This is a genomic window from Chitinilyticum litopenaei DSM 21440 (assembly GCF_000428145.1).
Taxonomy (GTDB): domain Bacteria; phylum Pseudomonadota; class Gammaproteobacteria; order Burkholderiales; family Chitinibacteraceae; genus Chitinilyticum; species Chitinilyticum litopenaei.
The window spans coordinates 153,852-169,827 of the sequence record NZ_ATZJ01000002.1 but is presented as its reverse complement, the minus strand read 5'-3'; the positions used below and the strand labels follow the sequence as shown (position 1 = coordinate 169,827).

General features: G+C 64.1%; 16 protein-coding genes and 1 pseudogene. 12 read left to right on the top strand and 5 right to left on the bottom strand.

Annotated features, from left to right (window positions below; genetic code table 11):
* Positions 1-9 precede the first annotated feature (9 nt).
* The 3 genes from C515_RS0102770 to C515_RS0102760 all read left to right on the top strand — a co-directional run bounded on the left by C515_RS0102770 (position 10) and on the right by C515_RS0102760 (position 1,328).
* Complete coding sequence (locus tag C515_RS0102770; RefSeq protein WP_028454283.1) at positions 10-213, top strand: cold-shock protein; 204 nt, start codon at positions 10-12, stop codon at positions 211-213.
* A gap of 177 nt (positions 214-390) precedes the next feature.
* Positions 391-795, top strand: a complete 405-nt coding sequence (locus tag C515_RS0102765) for a hypothetical protein (RefSeq protein ID WP_028454282.1) — start codon at positions 391-393, stop codon at positions 793-795.
* A 26-nt stretch (positions 796-821) separates the two neighbouring features.
* A complete protein-coding gene (locus C515_RS0102760; protein ID WP_028454281.1) occupies positions 822-1,328 on the top strand; it encodes a DUF4124 domain-containing protein in 507 nt (168 codons plus the stop codon).
* A 47-nt stretch (positions 1,329-1,375) separates the two neighbouring features.
* Here C515_RS0102760 and icd read toward each other — a convergent pair whose 3' ends face one another.
* On the bottom strand, positions 1,376-2,599 hold the full coding sequence (icd, locus tag C515_RS0102755) for an NADP-dependent isocitrate dehydrogenase (RefSeq protein ID WP_028454280.1): 1,224 nt from the start codon (positions 2,597-2,599) through the stop codon (positions 1,376-1,378).
* A gap of 130 nt (positions 2,600-2,729) precedes the next feature.
* On the opposite strand from icd, the pseudogene C515_RS19250 reads away from it, so the two are divergent.
* Positions 2,730-3,254: pseudogene (locus C515_RS19250) on the top strand (pseudouridine synthase); the annotation flags it as partial.
* A gap of 131 nt (positions 3,255-3,385) precedes the next feature.
* On the opposite strand, the gene C515_RS0102745 reads toward C515_RS19250, so the two are convergent.
* Positions 3,386-4,285, bottom strand: a complete 900-nt coding sequence (locus C515_RS0102745; protein WP_028454279.1) for a LysR family transcriptional regulator — start codon at positions 4,283-4,285, stop codon at positions 3,386-3,388.
* A 106-nt stretch (positions 4,286-4,391) separates the two neighbouring features.
* Between C515_RS0102745 and C515_RS0102740 the strand changes: the two genes are divergently transcribed.
* From C515_RS0102740 to C515_RS0102705, 8 genes are all read left to right on the top strand, one after another.
* On the top strand, positions 4,392-4,985 hold the full coding sequence (locus C515_RS0102740; protein ID WP_028454278.1) for an FMN-dependent NADH-azoreductase: 594 nt from the start codon (positions 4,392-4,394) through the stop codon (positions 4,983-4,985).
* A gap of 162 nt (positions 4,986-5,147) precedes the next feature.
* A complete protein-coding gene (locus tag C515_RS0102735; protein ID WP_051304560.1) occupies positions 5,148-6,005 on the top strand; it encodes a pirin family protein in 858 nt (285 codons plus the stop codon).
* A gap of 158 nt (positions 6,006-6,163) precedes the next feature.
* Entirely contained in the window at positions 6,164-6,817 is a 654-nt protein-coding gene (locus C515_RS0102730) for a YiaD family glycine zipper/OmpA-like lipoprotein (protein WP_028454276.1), read from the top strand.
* Between the two features lie 194 nt (positions 6,818-7,011).
* Positions 7,012-9,087 (top strand): methyl-accepting chemotaxis protein, encoded by a 2,076-nt coding sequence (locus C515_RS0102725; RefSeq protein WP_028454275.1) that lies wholly within the window; start codon positions 7,012-7,014, stop codon positions 9,085-9,087.
* Positions 9,088-9,466: 379 nt separating this feature from the next.
* Positions 9,467-9,934, top strand: a complete 468-nt coding sequence (locus C515_RS0102720; protein WP_028454274.1) for an NUDIX hydrolase — start codon at positions 9,467-9,469, stop codon at positions 9,932-9,934.
* Positions 9,931-11,001: a tRNA 2-thiouridine(34) synthase MnmA gene (gene mnmA / locus C515_RS0102715; protein WP_028454273.1), complete on the top strand. Its 1,071-nt coding sequence runs from the start codon at positions 9,931-9,933 to the stop codon at positions 10,999-11,001. Before C515_RS0102720 ends, mnmA begins: the two co-directional genes overlap by 4 nt.
* On the top strand, positions 10,998-11,471 hold the full coding sequence (locus tag C515_RS0102710; RefSeq protein WP_028454272.1) for a WbuC family cupin fold metalloprotein: 474 nt from the start codon (positions 10,998-11,000) through the stop codon (positions 11,469-11,471). Before mnmA ends, C515_RS0102710 begins: the two co-directional genes overlap by 4 nt.
* A gap of 254 nt (positions 11,472-11,725) precedes the next feature.
* A complete protein-coding gene (locus tag C515_RS0102705; RefSeq protein WP_043647822.1) occupies positions 11,726-13,063 on the top strand; it encodes a hypothetical protein in 1,338 nt (445 codons plus the stop codon).
* 50 nt (positions 13,064-13,113) lie between these two features.
* On the opposite strand, the gene C515_RS0102700 is transcribed toward C515_RS0102705, so the two are convergent.
* The 3 genes from C515_RS0102700 to dapF all read right to left on the bottom strand — a co-directional run bounded on the left by C515_RS0102700 (position 13,114) and on the right by dapF (position 15,814).
* A complete protein-coding gene (locus tag C515_RS0102700) occupies positions 13,114-14,103 on the bottom strand; it encodes a tyrosine recombinase XerC (protein ID WP_081686709.1) in 990 nt (329 codons plus the stop codon).
* Positions 14,096-14,824: a DUF484 family protein gene (locus tag C515_RS19245; RefSeq protein ID WP_081686708.1), complete on the bottom strand. Its 729-nt coding sequence runs from the start codon at positions 14,822-14,824 to the stop codon at positions 14,096-14,098. The genes C515_RS0102700 and C515_RS19245 overlap by 8 nt, the downstream gene beginning before the upstream one ends.
* A 159-nt stretch (positions 14,825-14,983) precedes the next feature.
* Positions 14,984-15,814 carry a diaminopimelate epimerase gene (gene dapF / locus C515_RS0102690; protein WP_028454269.1) on the bottom strand — a complete coding sequence of 277 codons (831 nt, stop codon included), beginning with the start codon at positions 15,812-15,814 and terminating at the stop codon, positions 14,984-14,986.
* Positions 15,815-15,976 lie beyond the last annotated feature (162 nt).

Below are 15,976 nucleotides of genomic sequence, written 5' to 3'. Positions count from 1 at the left end.
CCAGACAAAATGGCTCAAGGTACTGTTAAGTGGTTCAATGACTCCAAAGGCTTCGGTTTCATTACTCCGGACGAAGGCGGCGACGACATCTTCGCTCACTTCTCCGCAATCAACATGCCGGGCTTCAAGACCCTGAAGGAAGGTCAGCGCGTCTCCTTCGAAATCACGACCGGCCCGAAGGGCAAGCAAGCCGCCAATATCCAGGCAGCTTGAGCATTTCGGCGCAGTAATACGCCGCCCTGCGGCACAATGCCAGTCAGCCATGCTGACTGGCATTTTTCATGCTCCCCGGCAACGCGCTTCCGCTTTGCGGCCAGGTGCGACAAAAAATGGCAGGCGCGGGTTTTTCAGGCTTATGCTGGAAAATCCCCATGATTCCGGAGCCCCGCCATGCGTCTGCTGCTGTGTTGCTTGCTGTCAGTCCTTTCCCTGCAGGCCGTCGCCGAAGTCAGCAAATGCCGGCGTGCGGATGGTTCGCTGATGTTCACCGATCAGCCCTGTCCGGCGGGCACGCTGAAAGAGGCCCTCAGTCCCGGGGCCAGCATCAGCGTGGTCGACGCCTTCGATGTGCCGGCCCCAACGCCAGTGCCCAAGCCCGTGCAGGCCGCTCCGGCCGAGCCCGACGCCGCTCCGGCAAGCAAGGCGCAGGAGCGCAAGTGTCCGGAAGACGACGAGCGCTGTGTTGATGACTGGCCTCCGCAGATCATGGATGAGTCGTTTGAAGGCAGTGGCGGCTACGACGACCAGGATCGCCGCTTGCGTCCGGGGCGTCGTCCCGTGGTGACGCCGCATTGATGCCGGTGCCAGGGCTGGAGACGCAAATGGTGCGTGTACTGGTGGTTGCGCTGCTGGCTGGCCTGACGGGCACGGCCGGCGCCGAGTTGAACAAGTGCCGCAAGGCGGATGGCTCGCTGATCTACAGTGATCAACCCTGCCCGGCAGGGGCAACGGCCGAGCGCATGGCCGATGACAGCGGCTTTAGCGTGCTGCCTGCGCCCGCCATCCCCGAGCCTACCGAGTCGACTGCCCCTGAACAGCCGGCGGTTGGCGTGGTGCCCGATTATTCGACCTCGCGACGCCAGCAGGCGGCGGAGGGGTGTGTCGAAGACTGTGAGGCCAGCGAGCGCGATGGTTCTTCTGCCGTGGAGGGCTGGTTTGATGTTTACCCCTATCGTCCTGTCAGGCCGCGCCCGACTTACCCTGGCCGTCCGGACTGGCCGGATGACAAGCCCCGGCCGACACGGCCGCCCGATACCAAGCCGGCACCGATACCGAGGGGGGATGGCGACTTCAAGGGCTTTCCTGCCGCTGGCGGACGCCGCAAATGACAAACCCCGCCGAGGCGGGGTTTGTTGTGTGCAGTGAAGGCCAGCAATTACATGCGGGCAATCATGGCCTTGCCGAAGTCCGAGCACGACACTTCGTTGGCGTCGTCCATCAGGCGGGCGAAGTCATAGGTGACTTGCTTGTCGCCGATAGCCTTTTCCATGGAGGCGATGATCAGGTCGGCCGCTTCCTTCCAGCCCATGTGGCGCAGCATCATTTCGGCGGACAGGATCAGCGAGCCCGGGTTCACCTTGTCCTGGCCAGCGTACTTCGGTGCGGTGCCGTGGGTGGCTTCGAAGCAGGCCACGTTGTCGCTCAGGTTTGCACCCGGAGCGATACCGATACCGCCAACTTGTGCGGCCAGTGCGTCGGAAACGTAGTCGCCGTTCAGGTTCAGGGTGGCGATCACGTCGTATTCGGCCGGACGCAGCAGGATCTGCTGCAGGAAGGCGTCAGCGATCACATCCTTGATCACGATGCCGTTCGGCAGTTGCAGCCACGGGCCGCCGTCGATCTCGACACCACCGAATTCCTTCTTGGCCAGCTCGTAGCCCCAGGTGCGGAACATGCCTTCGGTGAACTTCATGATGTTGCCCTTGTGAACAAGGGTAACGCTCTTGCGGTTGTTGTCGATCGCGTACTGGATGGCCTTGCGTACCAGACGCTCGGTGCCTTCCTTGGAAACCGGCTTGATGCCGATGGAGGAGGATTCCGGGAAACGGATCTTCTTCACGCCCATGGTGCCTTGCAGGAAGTCGATGACCTGCTTGGCGCCTTCGGTCTGGGCTTCCCATTCGATGCCGGCGTAGATGTCTTCAGTGTTTTCACGGAAGATCACCATGTCGGTCAGGTCCGGGCGCTTCAGCGGCGACGGAACGCCGTTGAAGTAGCGCACCGGGCGCAGGCAGACGTACAGGTCCAGCTGCTGGCGCAGCGCCACGTTCAGCGAGCGGATGCCGCCGCCAACCGGCGTGGCCAGGGGGCCCTTGATGGACACCACGTATTCCTTCAGTGCATCCAGGGTTTCTTGCGGCAGGTAGGTGTCATTGCCGTACAGGCGGGAAGCCTTCTCGCCGCAGTAGATTTCCATCCAGTGGATCTTGCGGGCGCCGCCGTAGGCCTTGGCCACGGCTGCATCGACCACATCGATCATCACCGGCGTGATGTCCACGCCAATGCCGTCACCTTCGATGAACGGGATGATGGGATTATCGGGAGTGGCCAGATTCGGAACAATCTTGGTGCCGCCCTGGGGTACTTTGATCAGGCTCATCGTTCTTTCCTGTTTTTGAGTAAGCTGTCGCTGGGTGATCTGTTTCCGTCGCCCGCGTTCTGCGGTGGCGTGCTGACGAAAAAACGCACTATTATCACCGGTTTGGCCGTATCAGGACAAGGGAGACCGCATGGCGCGTCTGATTCTGTTGAACAAACCGTATGGCGTGATCTGCCAGTTCAGCCCCAGTCCACCGCACCAGTGCCTCGCCGACGTGCTGCACATGCCCGGTGTCTATCCGGCGGGCCGGCTCGATACCGATTCGGAGGGCCTGCTGCTGCTGACCGATTCCGGGCCGCTGCAGGCGCGCATTGCCGACCCCCGGCACAAGCAGCCGAAAACCTACTGGGTGCAGGTTGAAGGTGCGCCTGCGGACGCCGATCTGGAACCCTTGCGGCATGGCGTCGATCTGGGGGATTTTGTCACGCAGCCGGCGCAGGTGCGCATCATTGCCGAGCCGGACGGCCTGTGGCCGCGCGATCCGCCGGTGCGCTTTCGTGCCGCGATTCCGACGACCTGGCTGGAGATCATCATTAGTGAAGGCAAGAACCGGCAAGTGCGGCGCATGACCGCGAAGGTGGGGTATCCGACGCTGCGCCTTGTTCGCAATGGGGTGGGGGGCTATACCCTCGATGGGTTGCAGCCTGGCGAGTGGCGTGAACTGCAGGTGGCCGCGCCCGCCACCAGCAAGACCGGCGGCAGGCCGCCACAAGGCCAGGGGCGGCCGAAACAGCGCGGCCGGCGCGGGCCGAACAAGCCGCGCTGAGCGGTGCCTGACCCTGATGCTCAGCGTGCGAAGGACAGAAACGCTTCCAGCAATTCCAGAAAGGCGCGGGTTTTCAGCGGCAGCAGCCGCCGGCCCGGATAGACCGCCCAGCCGGTAACCATCGGCAGCCGCCAGCCGGGCAACACCGGCTGCAGCCGGCCGCTTTCCAGGCGGCTGGCGGCAAACACCGGCGAGCAGCCGACAATCCCCAGCCCCTGTTCGGCGAGCCGCAGCAGCATGTCAGGCGAATTCACGGCCAGGCGGGCTGCCACCTGTGGCGTGTAGCGTTCCTCGCCGAATTGCAGCTCCCAGCTGACCGGGTCGCCGCTGCGGGCCAGCAGGCACAGCAGGCGGTGATGCTCCAGATCGGCCGGGTGCGCGGGAATGCCGGCCTGCGCGAGGTAAGCCGGTGCCGCATACAGGCCGGGGCAGTAGTTCCAGATGCGCCGGGCGACCAGGCTGGCGTCATCCGGCAGCGCACCCATGCGGATCACCAGATCGTAACCCTCGGCAATCAGGTCGACCCGCCCGGGCGACAGATCGAGCAATACCTGCACTTCCGGGTAGCGCTGGCCGTACTCGGCCAGCATCGGCGCCAGCAGATGGGCAGCAAAATCATTGGGCATGGAGACGCGCAGCGTACCGCTGGGGGCCTGCTGGCGGTGCTCGGCCAGCGCCTGCGCCGCAGCGGTTTCCTGCTCGATCTGGCGGGCATGTTCCAGCACGGCCGCGCCGAAGTCGGTCAGCGTCAGCGTGCGCGTCGTGCGCAGCAGCAGGCGCTCGCCCAGTTGTTCCTCCAGCGCCGACAGGCGTCGTGACAGCGTGGAGGTCGGCAGCTGGCTGCGCTCGGCGGCGCGCACGAAGCTGCCTGCTTCGACGATGCGGGCGAAGAGCAGCAGGTCGGCAGGGTCTGGGGTCATGGAATTGTCCCATTGGTGGAATAATGATTGCCATTTTGCCGGATTTATCGGTTTGTTTGCAGGGAATACAGTGTGTCCATCACCACCCCACACCCGGAGAGACACCATGAACATCCTGCAAATCAACAGCAGCGCCCGCAGCAGCGGTTCCCAATCCACCGAGCTGGCCAATGCCATCGTCGCCAGCCTCCTGGCTCGCCAGCCCGACGCTGCGGTGAGCGTGCGCGACCTGGCGCGCAATCCGCACCCGGTGCTCGACGAAGCCGCGCTGACCGCGCTGATGACGCCCGAAGACGCTCGCAGCCCGGAACAGGCTGCCCGTGTGGCGCTGGATGATGCGCTGATCGCCGAAGTGCAGGCCGCCGACGTACTGGTACTGGGTGTGCCGATGTACAACTTCAGCGTGACCGGTCTTTTGAAGAACTGGATCGACGCCATCTGCCGCGCCCGCGTCACTTTCCGCTATACCGAAAACGGCCCGGAAGGCCTGCTGACCGGCAAGAAGGTCTATGTCGCCCTGACCCGCGGTGGCGTGCATCGCGACAGCGCCAGCGACACGCAAGTGCCGTTTCTGAAGACCGTGCTGGGTTTTCTGGGCATGCACGACGTCGAATTCATCTACGCCGAAGGCATGGCCATGCCGGATGCACCGGATTCACTGGCCAGGGCGCGCAGCGACATCGACGCAGTACTGGCCTGATTGCACGAAAGGCACACGGCAAAACGGTGTGCCAGGTAGTGCGGATTGATTATGAAGGGTGGCGGGTATATTCCTGCTGCCCTTTTGCAGTATGTGGTACAGGTTGATACCCTGGTGAAGTCAGGGTGGATCAGGCCGCCGATCAGCGTTCAGGAGAAAATCATGACAAGTACTGTCCACGCATCCCGCCGCATCGAGCGCCTCGTCGCCGGGCGAGCCACTGCCGATGGCGCGGGCGTGAAGCTCACCCGCGTGCTGGCGAGCGAACTGCAGCGCCGGCTTGACCCCTTCCTGATGCTCGATGCCTTTGCCAACGAGAACCCCGACGACTACATCGCCGGCTTCCCGCCGCACCCGCATCGCGGTTTCGAAACGGTGACCTATATGCTGGCCGGGCGCATGCGCCACCGCGATTCGGCCGGCAATGAAGGTCTGCTGGAACCGGGCGGCATGCAATGGATGTGCGCCGGGCGCGGCGTCATCCACAGCGAAATGCCCGAGCAGGAGGATGGCCTGATGGAGGGGTTCCAGCTCTGGCTGAACCTGCCGGCCCGCAGCAAGATGCAGCCGGCCTGGTATCGCGACATTCCGGCAGCGGCGATTCCCGACTATGCGCTGCCCGGCGGCGGACGCGTGCGCGTGCTGGCTGGTGCAAGCCAGGGCATCACCGGCGCCATCACGCGCCCGGATACCGAGCCGCTGTATCTGGATGTCTGGCTGGATGCCGGGATGACCTTCGCACAGGCCTTGCCCGTCGCCCACAATGCCTTTGTGTATGTCTACCGGGGCGAGGTGCAGATTGCCGGGACGCCGGTGCCGTCGAGACAGATGGCAGTGCTGGACAATGCGGCGCACGCCGATGGCGTCTCGCTGCTTGCCGGAGCGGAGGGCGCGCGGCTGTTGTTGCTGGCCGGGCAGCCGCTGGGCGAGCCGATTGCACAATACGGGCCCTTCGTGATGAATACCGAGGCCGAGCTGCATCAGGCCATTCAGGATTACCGCGGGGGCGTGCTGGCCTGAGTGTGGGGCGCCGTTAACCTGCCGTTAAGCCGGCATCTGCCAGGATGAGGGCAGTACCGGATCGGGGCTGGACAGGCTGGTGTGAATTTGCCTACAGCGCCGGTAACACGAATGCGCCTAAAATTGCTTCACATTGCGCTTACACAAGGATGCTCGCCATGAAACAAGCCCTTTTGCCTCTCGCCCTGGTTCTGGTCATGACCGGTTGCGCCAATGGCCAGATGACGCAAACCGGTCAGGGCACACTGCTGGGCGCCCTCGGTGGTGCGGCGGCTGGCGCCATCATCGGCAAGACCACCGGCAGCGACCATGTCGGCCGGGATGCGGCCATCGGCGCCGCCGTTGGCGCCATCGGCGGCTATATCTGGTCTTCGCACATGGAAAAGCAGCGTCAGGAAATGGAAGCCGCCACCGAAGGTACCGGCATTGAAGTCAGCAAGACGCCCAACAACGAGCTCAAGCTCGAGGTGCCCAGCGACTTTTCCTTTGACACCGGCAAATACGCGATCAAGCCGAACATGCGGCCGATTCTCGACCGCTTTGCCCAGACGCTGAACCAGAATCCGGTGACGCGGGTGACCATCGTCGGCCATACCGACAGCACCGGCAGCGATGCCATCAACAACCCGCTGTCGGTCAATCGTGCGGCGGCCGTGCGCGATTACCTCAGCAACCGGGGGGTGGCTTTCAGCCGCATGGCCATTGATGGGCGCGGCGCGCGCGAGCCGGTGGCCGACAACGCCACGGTGGCCGGGCGGGCGCAGAACCGCCGGGTGGAGATTTTCGTCGCCGAACCGGCGCCGCAGCAGTAATGCGGCCAGCCGGGCCCGTGCCCGGCGCATGACCGGCCCCAATGCCCCAGGCCCGCTTTGGCGGGCCTGGGGCATTTTTCTGGGCATTTCTTACAGCTGATCGGCGCGCTGACGCCGTGTTCCTTGCTCTTGCGGGCTGCGCCAGCCATATAGCGGAGAGGGATGCCGTCCGGCATCGGCGACGGAGAGCCTTCATGCGGTCAGTCTGGCAAAACATGCAATTGCGCACCAAGGTCGTCAGCGCGGCAGCGTTCGCCATCGTGGCGGGCTTTGGCATCATGATCACCGTCATCAGCAGCGGGATTTACCGCGACGCCGAGAAGAACGGCCTGGCGCGCCTGGAGCTGGAGGCCGCCAGCCAGGGCCGGCAGATCGAGGCGCAGTTCGATCTGGCCTACGCGCTGCCGCAACAGCTGGCCGCCACGGTCGACGGCCTGCGCGCCGGGGCCATGCCCGAGCGCAAGGCGCTGGACAGGCTGCTGATGCGCCTGCTCGCCGATTACCCTCAGGCATCCGGCCTGTGGATGCTGATGGAGCCCGATGCGCTCGACGGCAAGGATGCGCAGTACGCCAGCGACTGGCCGCTGCATGACCCCAGCGGACGCTACATGCCCTACATTACCCGCGTGGGCGACAAGATCGCGCAGGATGTGATGCTGGGGGCCGCGCAGCAGAAGCTCGCCGAGCCCTATCGCGGCAATCCCGCGGGCTACCAGCCGGAATATGAAAAGCCGGGCTGGGGCGATTTCTACTACACCCCCAAGCAGCGTGGCCGCGATACCGTCACCGAGCCCTATGCCTACGAGGTGCAGGGCAAGCAGGTGCTGATGTCCTCGCTGGCGGTTGTCCTGCGCGATGCCGGCGGCAAATTTGCCGGTGTCGCGGCAGTCGACCTGCCGCTGGGCAAGCTGCAGGAGACCCTGTCCCGCCAGCAACCGCTGGGCACCGGGCAGTTGCAGCTGATTTCGGCCGGTGGCCTGCATGTGGTGGCGCAGGATGCCGCGCAGCTGGGCAAACCGGTGGCCGAGGCCGCCTATCCCGCCGGTTTTCTCGCGCAACTGGCCAAGGGGGAGATCGTGCGTTTCGAGCGCGACGGGCTGATCCAGCACTGGCAACCGGTACGCATGGGGCAAAGCGGGCAGAACTGGGCGCTGGGCGTGCTGGTGCCCAAGGCGACGATCATGGCCGACGCCGTGGCTGCCCGCAATCGCGCGATCGTGATTGGCGTGGTGGCGGGTTTGCTGATGCTGGCCCTGATCGCCGGCCTGCTCACCGTGCTCACCCGGCCGCTGGCGCGACTGGCGCGCGCCATGGCCACGCTCGCGGAAGGCACCGGGGACCTGACCCGGCGGCTGGACGTGCATTCCGGCGATGAAATCGGCCGCAGCAGTCAGGCCTTCAACCAGTTCATGGAGCGTTTGCGTGCGATGTTCGTGCAGGTGCGCGAGCAGAGCGAGGCGGTGGGTAGCGCCGCCGCCGGGCTGACCGGCAGCGCGCAATCGGTGGGGCGTGCCTCGCGCCAGCAGGCGGAAGCCTCCAGCGCCACCGCTGCCAGTGTCGAGGAGGTCACGGTGAGCATCCAGCACATCGCCACCACCACCGAAGATGTCAATCAGCTGGCGCACACCGCCAGCAGCGGCATCGAGGCTGGCCAGCAGCTGGTCGGGCGGGTGGCTGGCGAGATTGCCGAGGTCAATCGCAGCATTGATGCGCTGTCGCACACCATGCAGGGGCTCAATCAGGAGCTGGGCAATGTTGACCGGATCGTCAGCGTGATCAAGGACATCGCCGACCAGACCAATCTGCTGGCGCTGAATGCCGCCATCGAGGCCGCGCGCGCCGGCGAACAGGGCCGCGGCTTTGCCGTTGTGGCCGACGAGGTGCGCAAGCTGGCCGCGCGCACAGCCGAAGCCACCGTCGAAATTGGCCAGATCGTCAACGGCATCCAGCAGGAGGTCGGCACGGCGGGGCGGGAAATGAGCGCCACGCGCGGCTATATCGGCAGCTGTGTCGAGCTGTCCCAGCAGGCCAGCGCCGCCATCGGGGCGGTTTGCGGCGCGACCGGCGCGCTGGTGGACAATGTGCAGTCGATTGCCGGCTCGACCCGCGAGCAGGCGGCGGCAAGCACCGATATTGCGCAGAACATCGAGCGCATCAGCAGCATGGCCAGCAGCAATGACCAGGCCATGGCCGACATCATGCAGGCCGTCGGCCAGCTGGAACATCTCTCGGCCAGCCTGCGCGAGCTGGTGGCGCGTTTCAAGACCTGAGCTGCTTGGCAATACCTCTCGGCAAAATCCAAATCAACCACAGAGACACAGAGAACACAGAGAAAAGCGCGAGCACGTCATAGGCATTACTCAGGGTTTTGCTTCCTCTGTGCTCTCTGTGTCTCTGTGGTTCACTGGTTTTGTTGTTTAGGAGCGCGGAAGCGTGGGCCGGCGGAGAAGTTCATGTTCCAAGGCCATTGAGTTTTTGTCGGGTATGTGTCTGAAGCCATTTAAATGAATGGGCTGTGTGGCTATCCTTTGCTGGGTATTTGGCCATTGCTTGTCTGGCGGCCCGTCGCGTGCCCTGCGCTGACGAGCTGCCGCGGCGCAAGTGCCGCCAGCTGGTAAAATCGCCTTTTGCCCAGCCAAGCCTGATCCCATGTGGAAACCCAATACCACCGTCGCCACCGTCGTTGAGCGTGACGGCAAGTTCCTGTTTGTCGAAGAGCGCATCCAGGGCGAACTCAAGCTCAACCAGCCTGCTGGCCACGTCGAGAAAAACGAATCGATTGTGGCGGCCTGCGTGCGCGAAACGCTGGAAGAAACTGCCTACACCTTCAAGCCGACGGCGCTGGTCGGCATCTACCAGTGGACCGTTCCCGGCACCGATCTCACCTATCTGCGCTACGCGTTTACCGGCGAGCTGGGAGTGCATTATCCCGAGCGCCAGCTTGACGACGGCATCGAAGCCGCCGTGTGGCTCACGCGTGATGAACTGATTGCGCGCAGCGCGCAGCACCGCAGCCCGCTGATTCTCGCCTGCGTCGATGACTATCTGGCCGGCAAGCGCTACCCGCTGGAGCTGCTGCGCGATTTCGACGCCCGCAACGAAGGGGCACTGGCATGAGCAAGATCGTGGTGGGGCTCTCGGGCGGGGTCGATTCCTCGGTCACCGCGCACCTGTTGAAAGCACAGGGGCACGAGGTGCATGGCGTCTTCATGCAGAACTGGGAAGACGACAACAACGACGAGTATTGCTCGATCAAGGAAGACAGCATGGACGCCATCGCGGTGGCCGATCTGCTGGGCATCGACATCGAGCTGGTCAACTTTGCCAGCGAATACAAGGATCGTGTGTTTGCCTATTTCCTGGCCGAGTACCAGGCCGGGCGCACGCCGAACCCGGACATCCTGTGCAATAGCGAAATCAAGTTCAAATGCTTTCTGGACTACGCGATTGCGCTGGGCGGCGCGAAGATGGCAACCGGCCACTATTGCGGCAACCGTGTGCGCGCCGACGGGCGCACCGAGCTGATCAGAGCCCGCGATCAGAGCAAGGATCAGACTTACTTCCTCTATCGCCTGTCGCAGGCCCAGGTCAGCCAGGCGGTGTTCCCGCTCGGGGGCTTGCTGAAAAGTGAAGTGCGCGCGATCGCCGAGCAGATCCAGCTGCCCAACGCGAAAAAGAAGGACAGCACCGGCATCTGCTTCATCGGCGAGCGGCCGTTCCGCGAATTCCTGAACCGCTACCTGCCGACCAAGCCCGGCCGCATGGTCACGCCGGAAGGGCGCGTGATGGGCGAGCATATGGGGCTGATGTTCTACACGCTGGGCCAGCGCCAGGGGCTGGGCATCGGTGGCGACAAATCGGGCAGCGGCGAGCCGTGGTTCGTGGCGGCCAAGGACATGGCGGCAAACGAGCTGATCGTCGTCCAGGGCCACGACCACCCGCTGCTGCTGAAATCGACGCTGGTCGCACAGGATTGCTCGTGGATTCTCGGTGAAGCGCCGGCCCCCGGCCGCTACACCGCGAAAACCCGCTACCGCCAGCAGGACGCCGCCTGCGAGCTGGTCGATCTGGGCGACGGCCGCTGCGAGCTGAAGTTCACTGATCCGCAATGGGCGGTGACGCCGGGGCAGTCGATGGTGCTCTACGACGGCGATGTCTGTCTGGGTGGCGGCATCATTCTGTGAGCCTCGTTGATCGCGACTTGCTCGCCGCTTTGAACGTCCGGGCTGGCGAATCGCCGCGCGGGCGCACGCATCACAATCTGCACGCCAGCCTCGACGACCTCTGCCATCGGCTACTGATCGCGATTGAACCGGGCTGCTATGTGGCGCCGCACCGCCATCGCGATCCGCAGAAGGCTGAATTGCTGCTGGCGCTGGCCGGCGAGCTGGGCGTCGTGCTCTTCGACGAGCAGGGTGCAATCAGCGCCGTGCATCGCCTTGCCCCCGGTGGCCCGCTGATGGCCATCGATATTCCGGCCGGGCAATTCCATGCGGTGCTGGCGCTTGCCAGAGGCACCATCTTTCTGGAGTGCAAGGCCGGTCCGTACGTGCCGCCAGCCGGAGACGAGTGGGGCTGCTGGGCGCCGCGCGAAGGCGATGCCGCAGTGGCCGATTATCGGCGTGAGCTGCAGGCGCTGTTCGGCGGCTGGTGAATATACCCGTCAATGTAAATGGTTTTTGCCTTTCAAATACAAAGGCTATGGCTTGATACCTGCTTTTGCATTGCTGTGCGCTGGGCAGGTGCGGTATTTGCATTCGGCACCATTAGCCGCATGGTCGGCCCATGCCGAACTTCATTGCTGCGTAAGCATCTGGCCCGTGTGTTGTGAACGAATTGACAGCCAATGCCCAGACATTCTGGTAGCTTCCGCCTCTTTCAGTGCATTTACCAATGACAGGAAACCCAATGCGTCCCATCCCCTTGAGTGCCATCCTGCTGGCCATGCTTGTTGCGACAGGCTGTGTGTCAAACCCGGACAAAGGCTCCGGCACCACACCATCCGGCTCAGGCAACAGCTCGAAACAGGCGCCCTCTGCCACGCCGACGGGGCGTCTGCTGATTCAGCCTGCGCCTGCGCAATTACCCGTGCAGGCCATCATGAATGCGTGGTTTGGCCAGGCCAATGCCAAGGGGCAGGCCAGGGCCAAACTGCATGGTGGCGAAGTGGCCATGGTGGAGTGGGTCGATTCCCGGATGGTGACCGAGGCCGACGGCACGCTGGCAATGTACACCATCGCCGCCGGCGCCAATGGGGATAGCCGTGCGTCGGCCGCAAATCTGCTGTTCGCACGCTTTGTGAACACCGGCAAGGGCTGGGAAATTCGCCAGCGCTGGGTTCCTGATCTGTGGTGGGGGCAATACGGCAACCTGCCGGGCAAGGACAGCTTCCAGTGGCTGGATCTGGGCCGGGGCAAACTGGGCTGGATCATTCAGAACGGCAGTAGCGGGCAAGGCTACACGCAGCAGACCTGGTTGCTGGCTGGGGTCGACAACGGCCAGATCGTGCAGCTGGCAAATATCGCCGGGGATGCGGACAACGAGGGCGTCGGCCTTGGCAAGGCTCAGACTTATTCCAGCAAGGTGCAACTGGCCGTCGTTCCCGTGGCCGGTGGCATGAGCCAGTTCCAGACCACCACGACCGGCAGTGAAGCCGCCAGCGGCAAGGTCGTCAAATTGAAGTCGCCGCGCGTGGCGACCTGGGCATGGGATGAGGGCAGCAGGAAGTATGTCGCCCGAGTGGGCGCCGCCAGCGTGGCGCCGGCCAGCCCGGTACAGGCCGCTTCGGCGAACATGGCCAGTCTGGTTGGCCAGACGCCGCCCGGCCAGAATGCCGCAGCCTGGTACAAGGCGCGCGGCCTTAACCTGAACAAGCAAAAGGGTATCCCGTATGACCTGCAAAGAAGCGAGCTGCTGGATGACGGCGTGAGCTACTTCCTGGCGATCCGGCAACCCGTGATCCATGGCAATGCAGGGCAGGCCATTGCGGCCATCGTGCCGCTGGCGGGATTCGATCCGAAAAGGCATTCCGCGTTTGAGGCCGTCAATGCCGGCGATTTCAAGCAGCTGTGTAGCGATTCGGGCAAACAGGCGCTGCAGGAGGTGTATGGCTACTACCTGAAGGGCGCCAAGCCCGTCGTCAATGGTAAGCCGTTCAAGCCGGAAAAAGCGTGGCAATGGACAGGGAAGCAGCTGATCGAGAAGCAGGGTCTGCAATGCAAGCTGCTTGATGAGTTTGTCCCCTGACCGCGAGGATGCGCGGGTGTCGGCGCTTGCCGGATACGCGCTGAAGTCGCTTATTTCACCTGTGGCGTTTCGTCCTCATCCGGCTTTTTCGCGCGCGGGTGCGCGGCGTCGTAGACCTTGGCCAGGTGCTGGAAATCCAGGTGCGTATAGACCTGCGTGGTGGCGATGCTGGCGTGGCCGAGCAGCTCCTGCACCGCGCGCAGGTCGCCGGAGGATTGCAGCAGATGGCTGGCGCAGCTGTGGCGCAGCTTGTGCGGGTAAAGCGGGTCGGGCAGGCCCAGTACTTTTTGCCAGTGCTGCAGGCGCAGCTGGATGGCGCGGGTGGTCAGCGGCGTGCCGTTCTGGCTGACGAACACGGTGGCGGCATTGCTCATCGCCAGCTGCGGACGCAGCAGCAGCCAGCGGCGCAGCGCCTCGATGGCGGCGCGGCCGACGGGAACCAGTCGCGTTTTGCTGCCCTTGCCCAGCACGCGCGCCTCGCCCTGGACCAGATCCAGGTCGGCGAGCCTGAGCCCGGCCAGCTCCGACACGCGCAGCCCCGAGGAGTAGGCCAGCTCGCAGATCGCCTTGTCGCGACAGGCGAGCGGCTCGTCGTCGGGCAGCGCGTCGAGAAAGCCGCTGGCCGCATCGGTGACCAGCGTTTCCGGCAGGCGCTTGGGCGATTTGGGCGGGCGCACACCGTCCACCGGGTTGAGCGGCCACTGAAAGTCGCGGCTCATCAGGCGGTAAAACGCGCGCCAGGCCGACAGGATGCGCGCAATCGAGCGCCCCGACAGCTTTCTCGCGGCCAGCTGGCGCACCATGCCGCGAATATCCTGTGGGGTAAGTGTCGCCAGCCCTTGTTCTCTGGCCAGTTCGGCCAGATACCCCAGGTCACGCCGGTAGGCGGCCAGCGTGTGCGCGCTGGCCATGCGTTCGCCCTGCAGATGGCGGAAGAAGTGTGCGAACGCGCTGGCCGGGTCTTCCGCTACGGCTGGTTCAGACGGCGGGGTGAGGTGCTGCCCCAGTGCCGGCGTGGCTGCCAGGCGGGTTTCAGACATCCGCCGGAGCTTCCTCATCCAGGATGGGGACGTCGTCATGGCGTGCCTCCGGCGCCACTTCGGCCGCCGGCTGGCCGGGGCTGACGCGGCGGATGGCGGCGGAAACCAGCTCGGACAGGCGCTGCAGATACAGCGTTCCCATGTCGGGGAAGAAGCGCTGCGGGTCGGTGCTGGCCATAACCAGAATGCCGAAGGGCTCTCCACCGGTCTTCAGTGCAAACTGGGCAAAGGATTTCAGCTCGGTATCGCTGGCGAACCAGCCGCGCACCTCGTCGGTGGCGTAGGGGCCGCAATAGGGCGAAACCAGGTTTTGTGCGAGCTTGCCGACGGCTTCGCCCACCGGCTCGAATTCGCGCAGATTGCTTTCAACACCGGGCAGCCACAGGCGCAGCGCGACGTGGGGGACATTGAAGCGTTGCTGCAGATGGAATTCCAGCGTGCCGATGATGCCGGGCAGGTCCTGCGCCTGCATCAGGTCGACGGCCAGACGATGGAGCTTGTCGGAAATCTGGTCGTTTTCCTCGCCGAAATGCAGCAGCTCGGCGAGCTTGGCTTCCAGCGCGCGGTTGCGGTCGCGCAGCGTCTGCAGCTGGCGCTCGGTGAGCGACACCGCCTGCCCGCCGTGGCTGTGCGCGACGTAGATGTCAGCGATCTCGTGCGCGAAATGATCGAAAAATTCGGGGTGCTGGCGCAGCCAGTCGAGCATGTCCTGTTCTTGCATTGCAGTTTCAGCCCAGGGAAGAGAAAAACAAATTGAACCACAGAGACACAGAGACACAGAGGAAAACCGATGGAACGAGTGTGCCATGTCGGGTTTTTGCCAAGGCATGCCGCCTTTCTCTGTGCCTCTGTGCCTCTGTGTCTCTGTGGTGAAAGGACTTTATATCGCCAGCTCGCCGCTGAACACGGTGACGGCCGGGCCGCTCATGAAGACGGGCTGGCCGGCGCCGGCCCAGGCGATGGTAAGGTCGCCGCCGCGTGTGTGCACCAGTACGCTCTCATTCAAAAGTCCACGGCGGATGCCGGCGACGACCGCCGCGCAGGCGCCGGTGCCGCAGGCCAGCGTTTCGCCGGCGCCACGCTCGAACACGCGCAGGCGGATTTCCGTGCGGCTGACGATTTCCATGAAGCCGGCGTTCACGCGCGCCGGGAAGCGCGGATGGTTTTCGATCAGCGGGCCTTGTTCGGCCACCGGAGCGGTGACGACGGAGTCGACGACCTGCACCGCATGCGGGTTGCCCATCGAGACGACGGAAATATCGATGACCCGCTCACCGACGATCAGCGGGTCGATCAGCGCTTCGTTCGGCGCTTCGAACGGAATCTCGGCCGGCGCAAAGCGCGGCACGCCCATGTTCACCGTCACATTGCCGTCCTTTTCCAGCTTCGGGTAGATGATGCCCTTGGCGGTTTCGACGGTGATTTCGGTCTTGTCGGTCAGGCCCTGGTCGTGGACGAAGCGCGCGAAGCAGCGCGCACCGTTGCCGCACTGCTCGACCTCGTCGCCATCGCAGTTGAAGATGCGGTAGCGGAAATCGACGCCGGGCTGCTCGCTCTTTTCGACCAGCAGCAGCTGGTCGAAGCCGATGCCGAAGTGGCGGTCGCCCCATTGCTGGATGAGTTCGGGGCTGAGGGTGATTTGCTGGCGCACGCCGTCGATGACCATGAAGTCATTGCCGAGGCCGTGCATTTTGCTGAAGTGGAGTGGCATGGTGGCGGTCCTTGGTCTGCATGCCGTCGGGTGTGCAGGCCGGTAGTTTAGCTGTTGTTTGTTTGGCGCCTGCGGCGCGGTGTTTTGATGCGCGATTCCGTCGCGCCAACGGGTTACTTTCTTTGCTTCACCAAAGAAAGTAAGCAAAGAAAGGCGAGCCCG

Coding starts and splice junctions, on each gene's coding strand:
- C515_RS0102730 (WP_028454276.1), top strand. CDS start 6,164: ATGAAACAAGCCCTTTTGCCTCTCGCCCTGGTTCTGGTCATGACCGGT.
- icd (WP_028454280.1), bottom strand. CDS start 2,599: ATGAGCCTGATCAAAGTACCCCAGGGCGGCACCAAGATTGTTCCGAAT.
- C515_RS0102770 (WP_028454283.1), top strand. CDS start 10: ATGGCTCAAGGTACTGTTAAGTGGTTCAATGACTCCAAAGGCTTCGGT.
- C515_RS0102760 (WP_028454281.1), top strand. CDS start 822: ATGGTGCGTGTACTGGTGGTTGCGCTGCTGGCTGGCCTGACGGGCACG.
- C515_RS19245 (WP_081686708.1), bottom strand. CDS start 14,824: ATGCAAGAACAGGACATGCTCGACTGGCTGCGCCAGCACCCCGAATTT.
- C515_RS0102740 (WP_028454278.1), top strand. CDS start 4,392: ATGAACATCCTGCAAATCAACAGCAGCGCCCGCAGCAGCGGTTCCCAA.
- C515_RS0102720 (WP_028454274.1), top strand. CDS start 9,467: ATGTGGAAACCCAATACCACCGTCGCCACCGTCGTTGAGCGTGACGGC.
- C515_RS0102700 (WP_081686709.1), bottom strand. CDS start 14,103: ATGTCTGAAACCCGCCTGGCAGCCACGCCGGCACTGGGGCAGCACCTC.
- C515_RS0102725 (WP_028454275.1), top strand. CDS start 7,012: ATGCGGTCAGTCTGGCAAAACATGCAATTGCGCACCAAGGTCGTCAGC.
- C515_RS0102735 (WP_051304560.1), top strand. CDS start 5,148: ATGACAAGTACTGTCCACGCATCCCGCCGCATCGAGCGCCTCGTCGCC.
- C515_RS0102745 (WP_028454279.1), bottom strand. CDS start 4,285: ATGACCCCAGACCCTGCCGACCTGCTGCTCTTCGCCCGCATCGTCGAA.
- C515_RS0102765 (WP_028454282.1), top strand. CDS start 391: ATGCGTCTGCTGCTGTGTTGCTTGCTGTCAGTCCTTTCCCTGCAGGCC.
- dapF (WP_028454269.1), bottom strand. CDS start 15,814: ATGCCACTCCACTTCAGCAAAATGCACGGCCTCGGCAATGACTTCATG.
- mnmA (WP_028454273.1), top strand. CDS start 9,931: ATGAGCAAGATCGTGGTGGGGCTCTCGGGCGGGGTCGATTCCTCGGTC.
- C515_RS0102705 (WP_043647822.1), top strand. CDS start 11,726: ATGCGTCCCATCCCCTTGAGTGCCATCCTGCTGGCCATGCTTGTTGCG.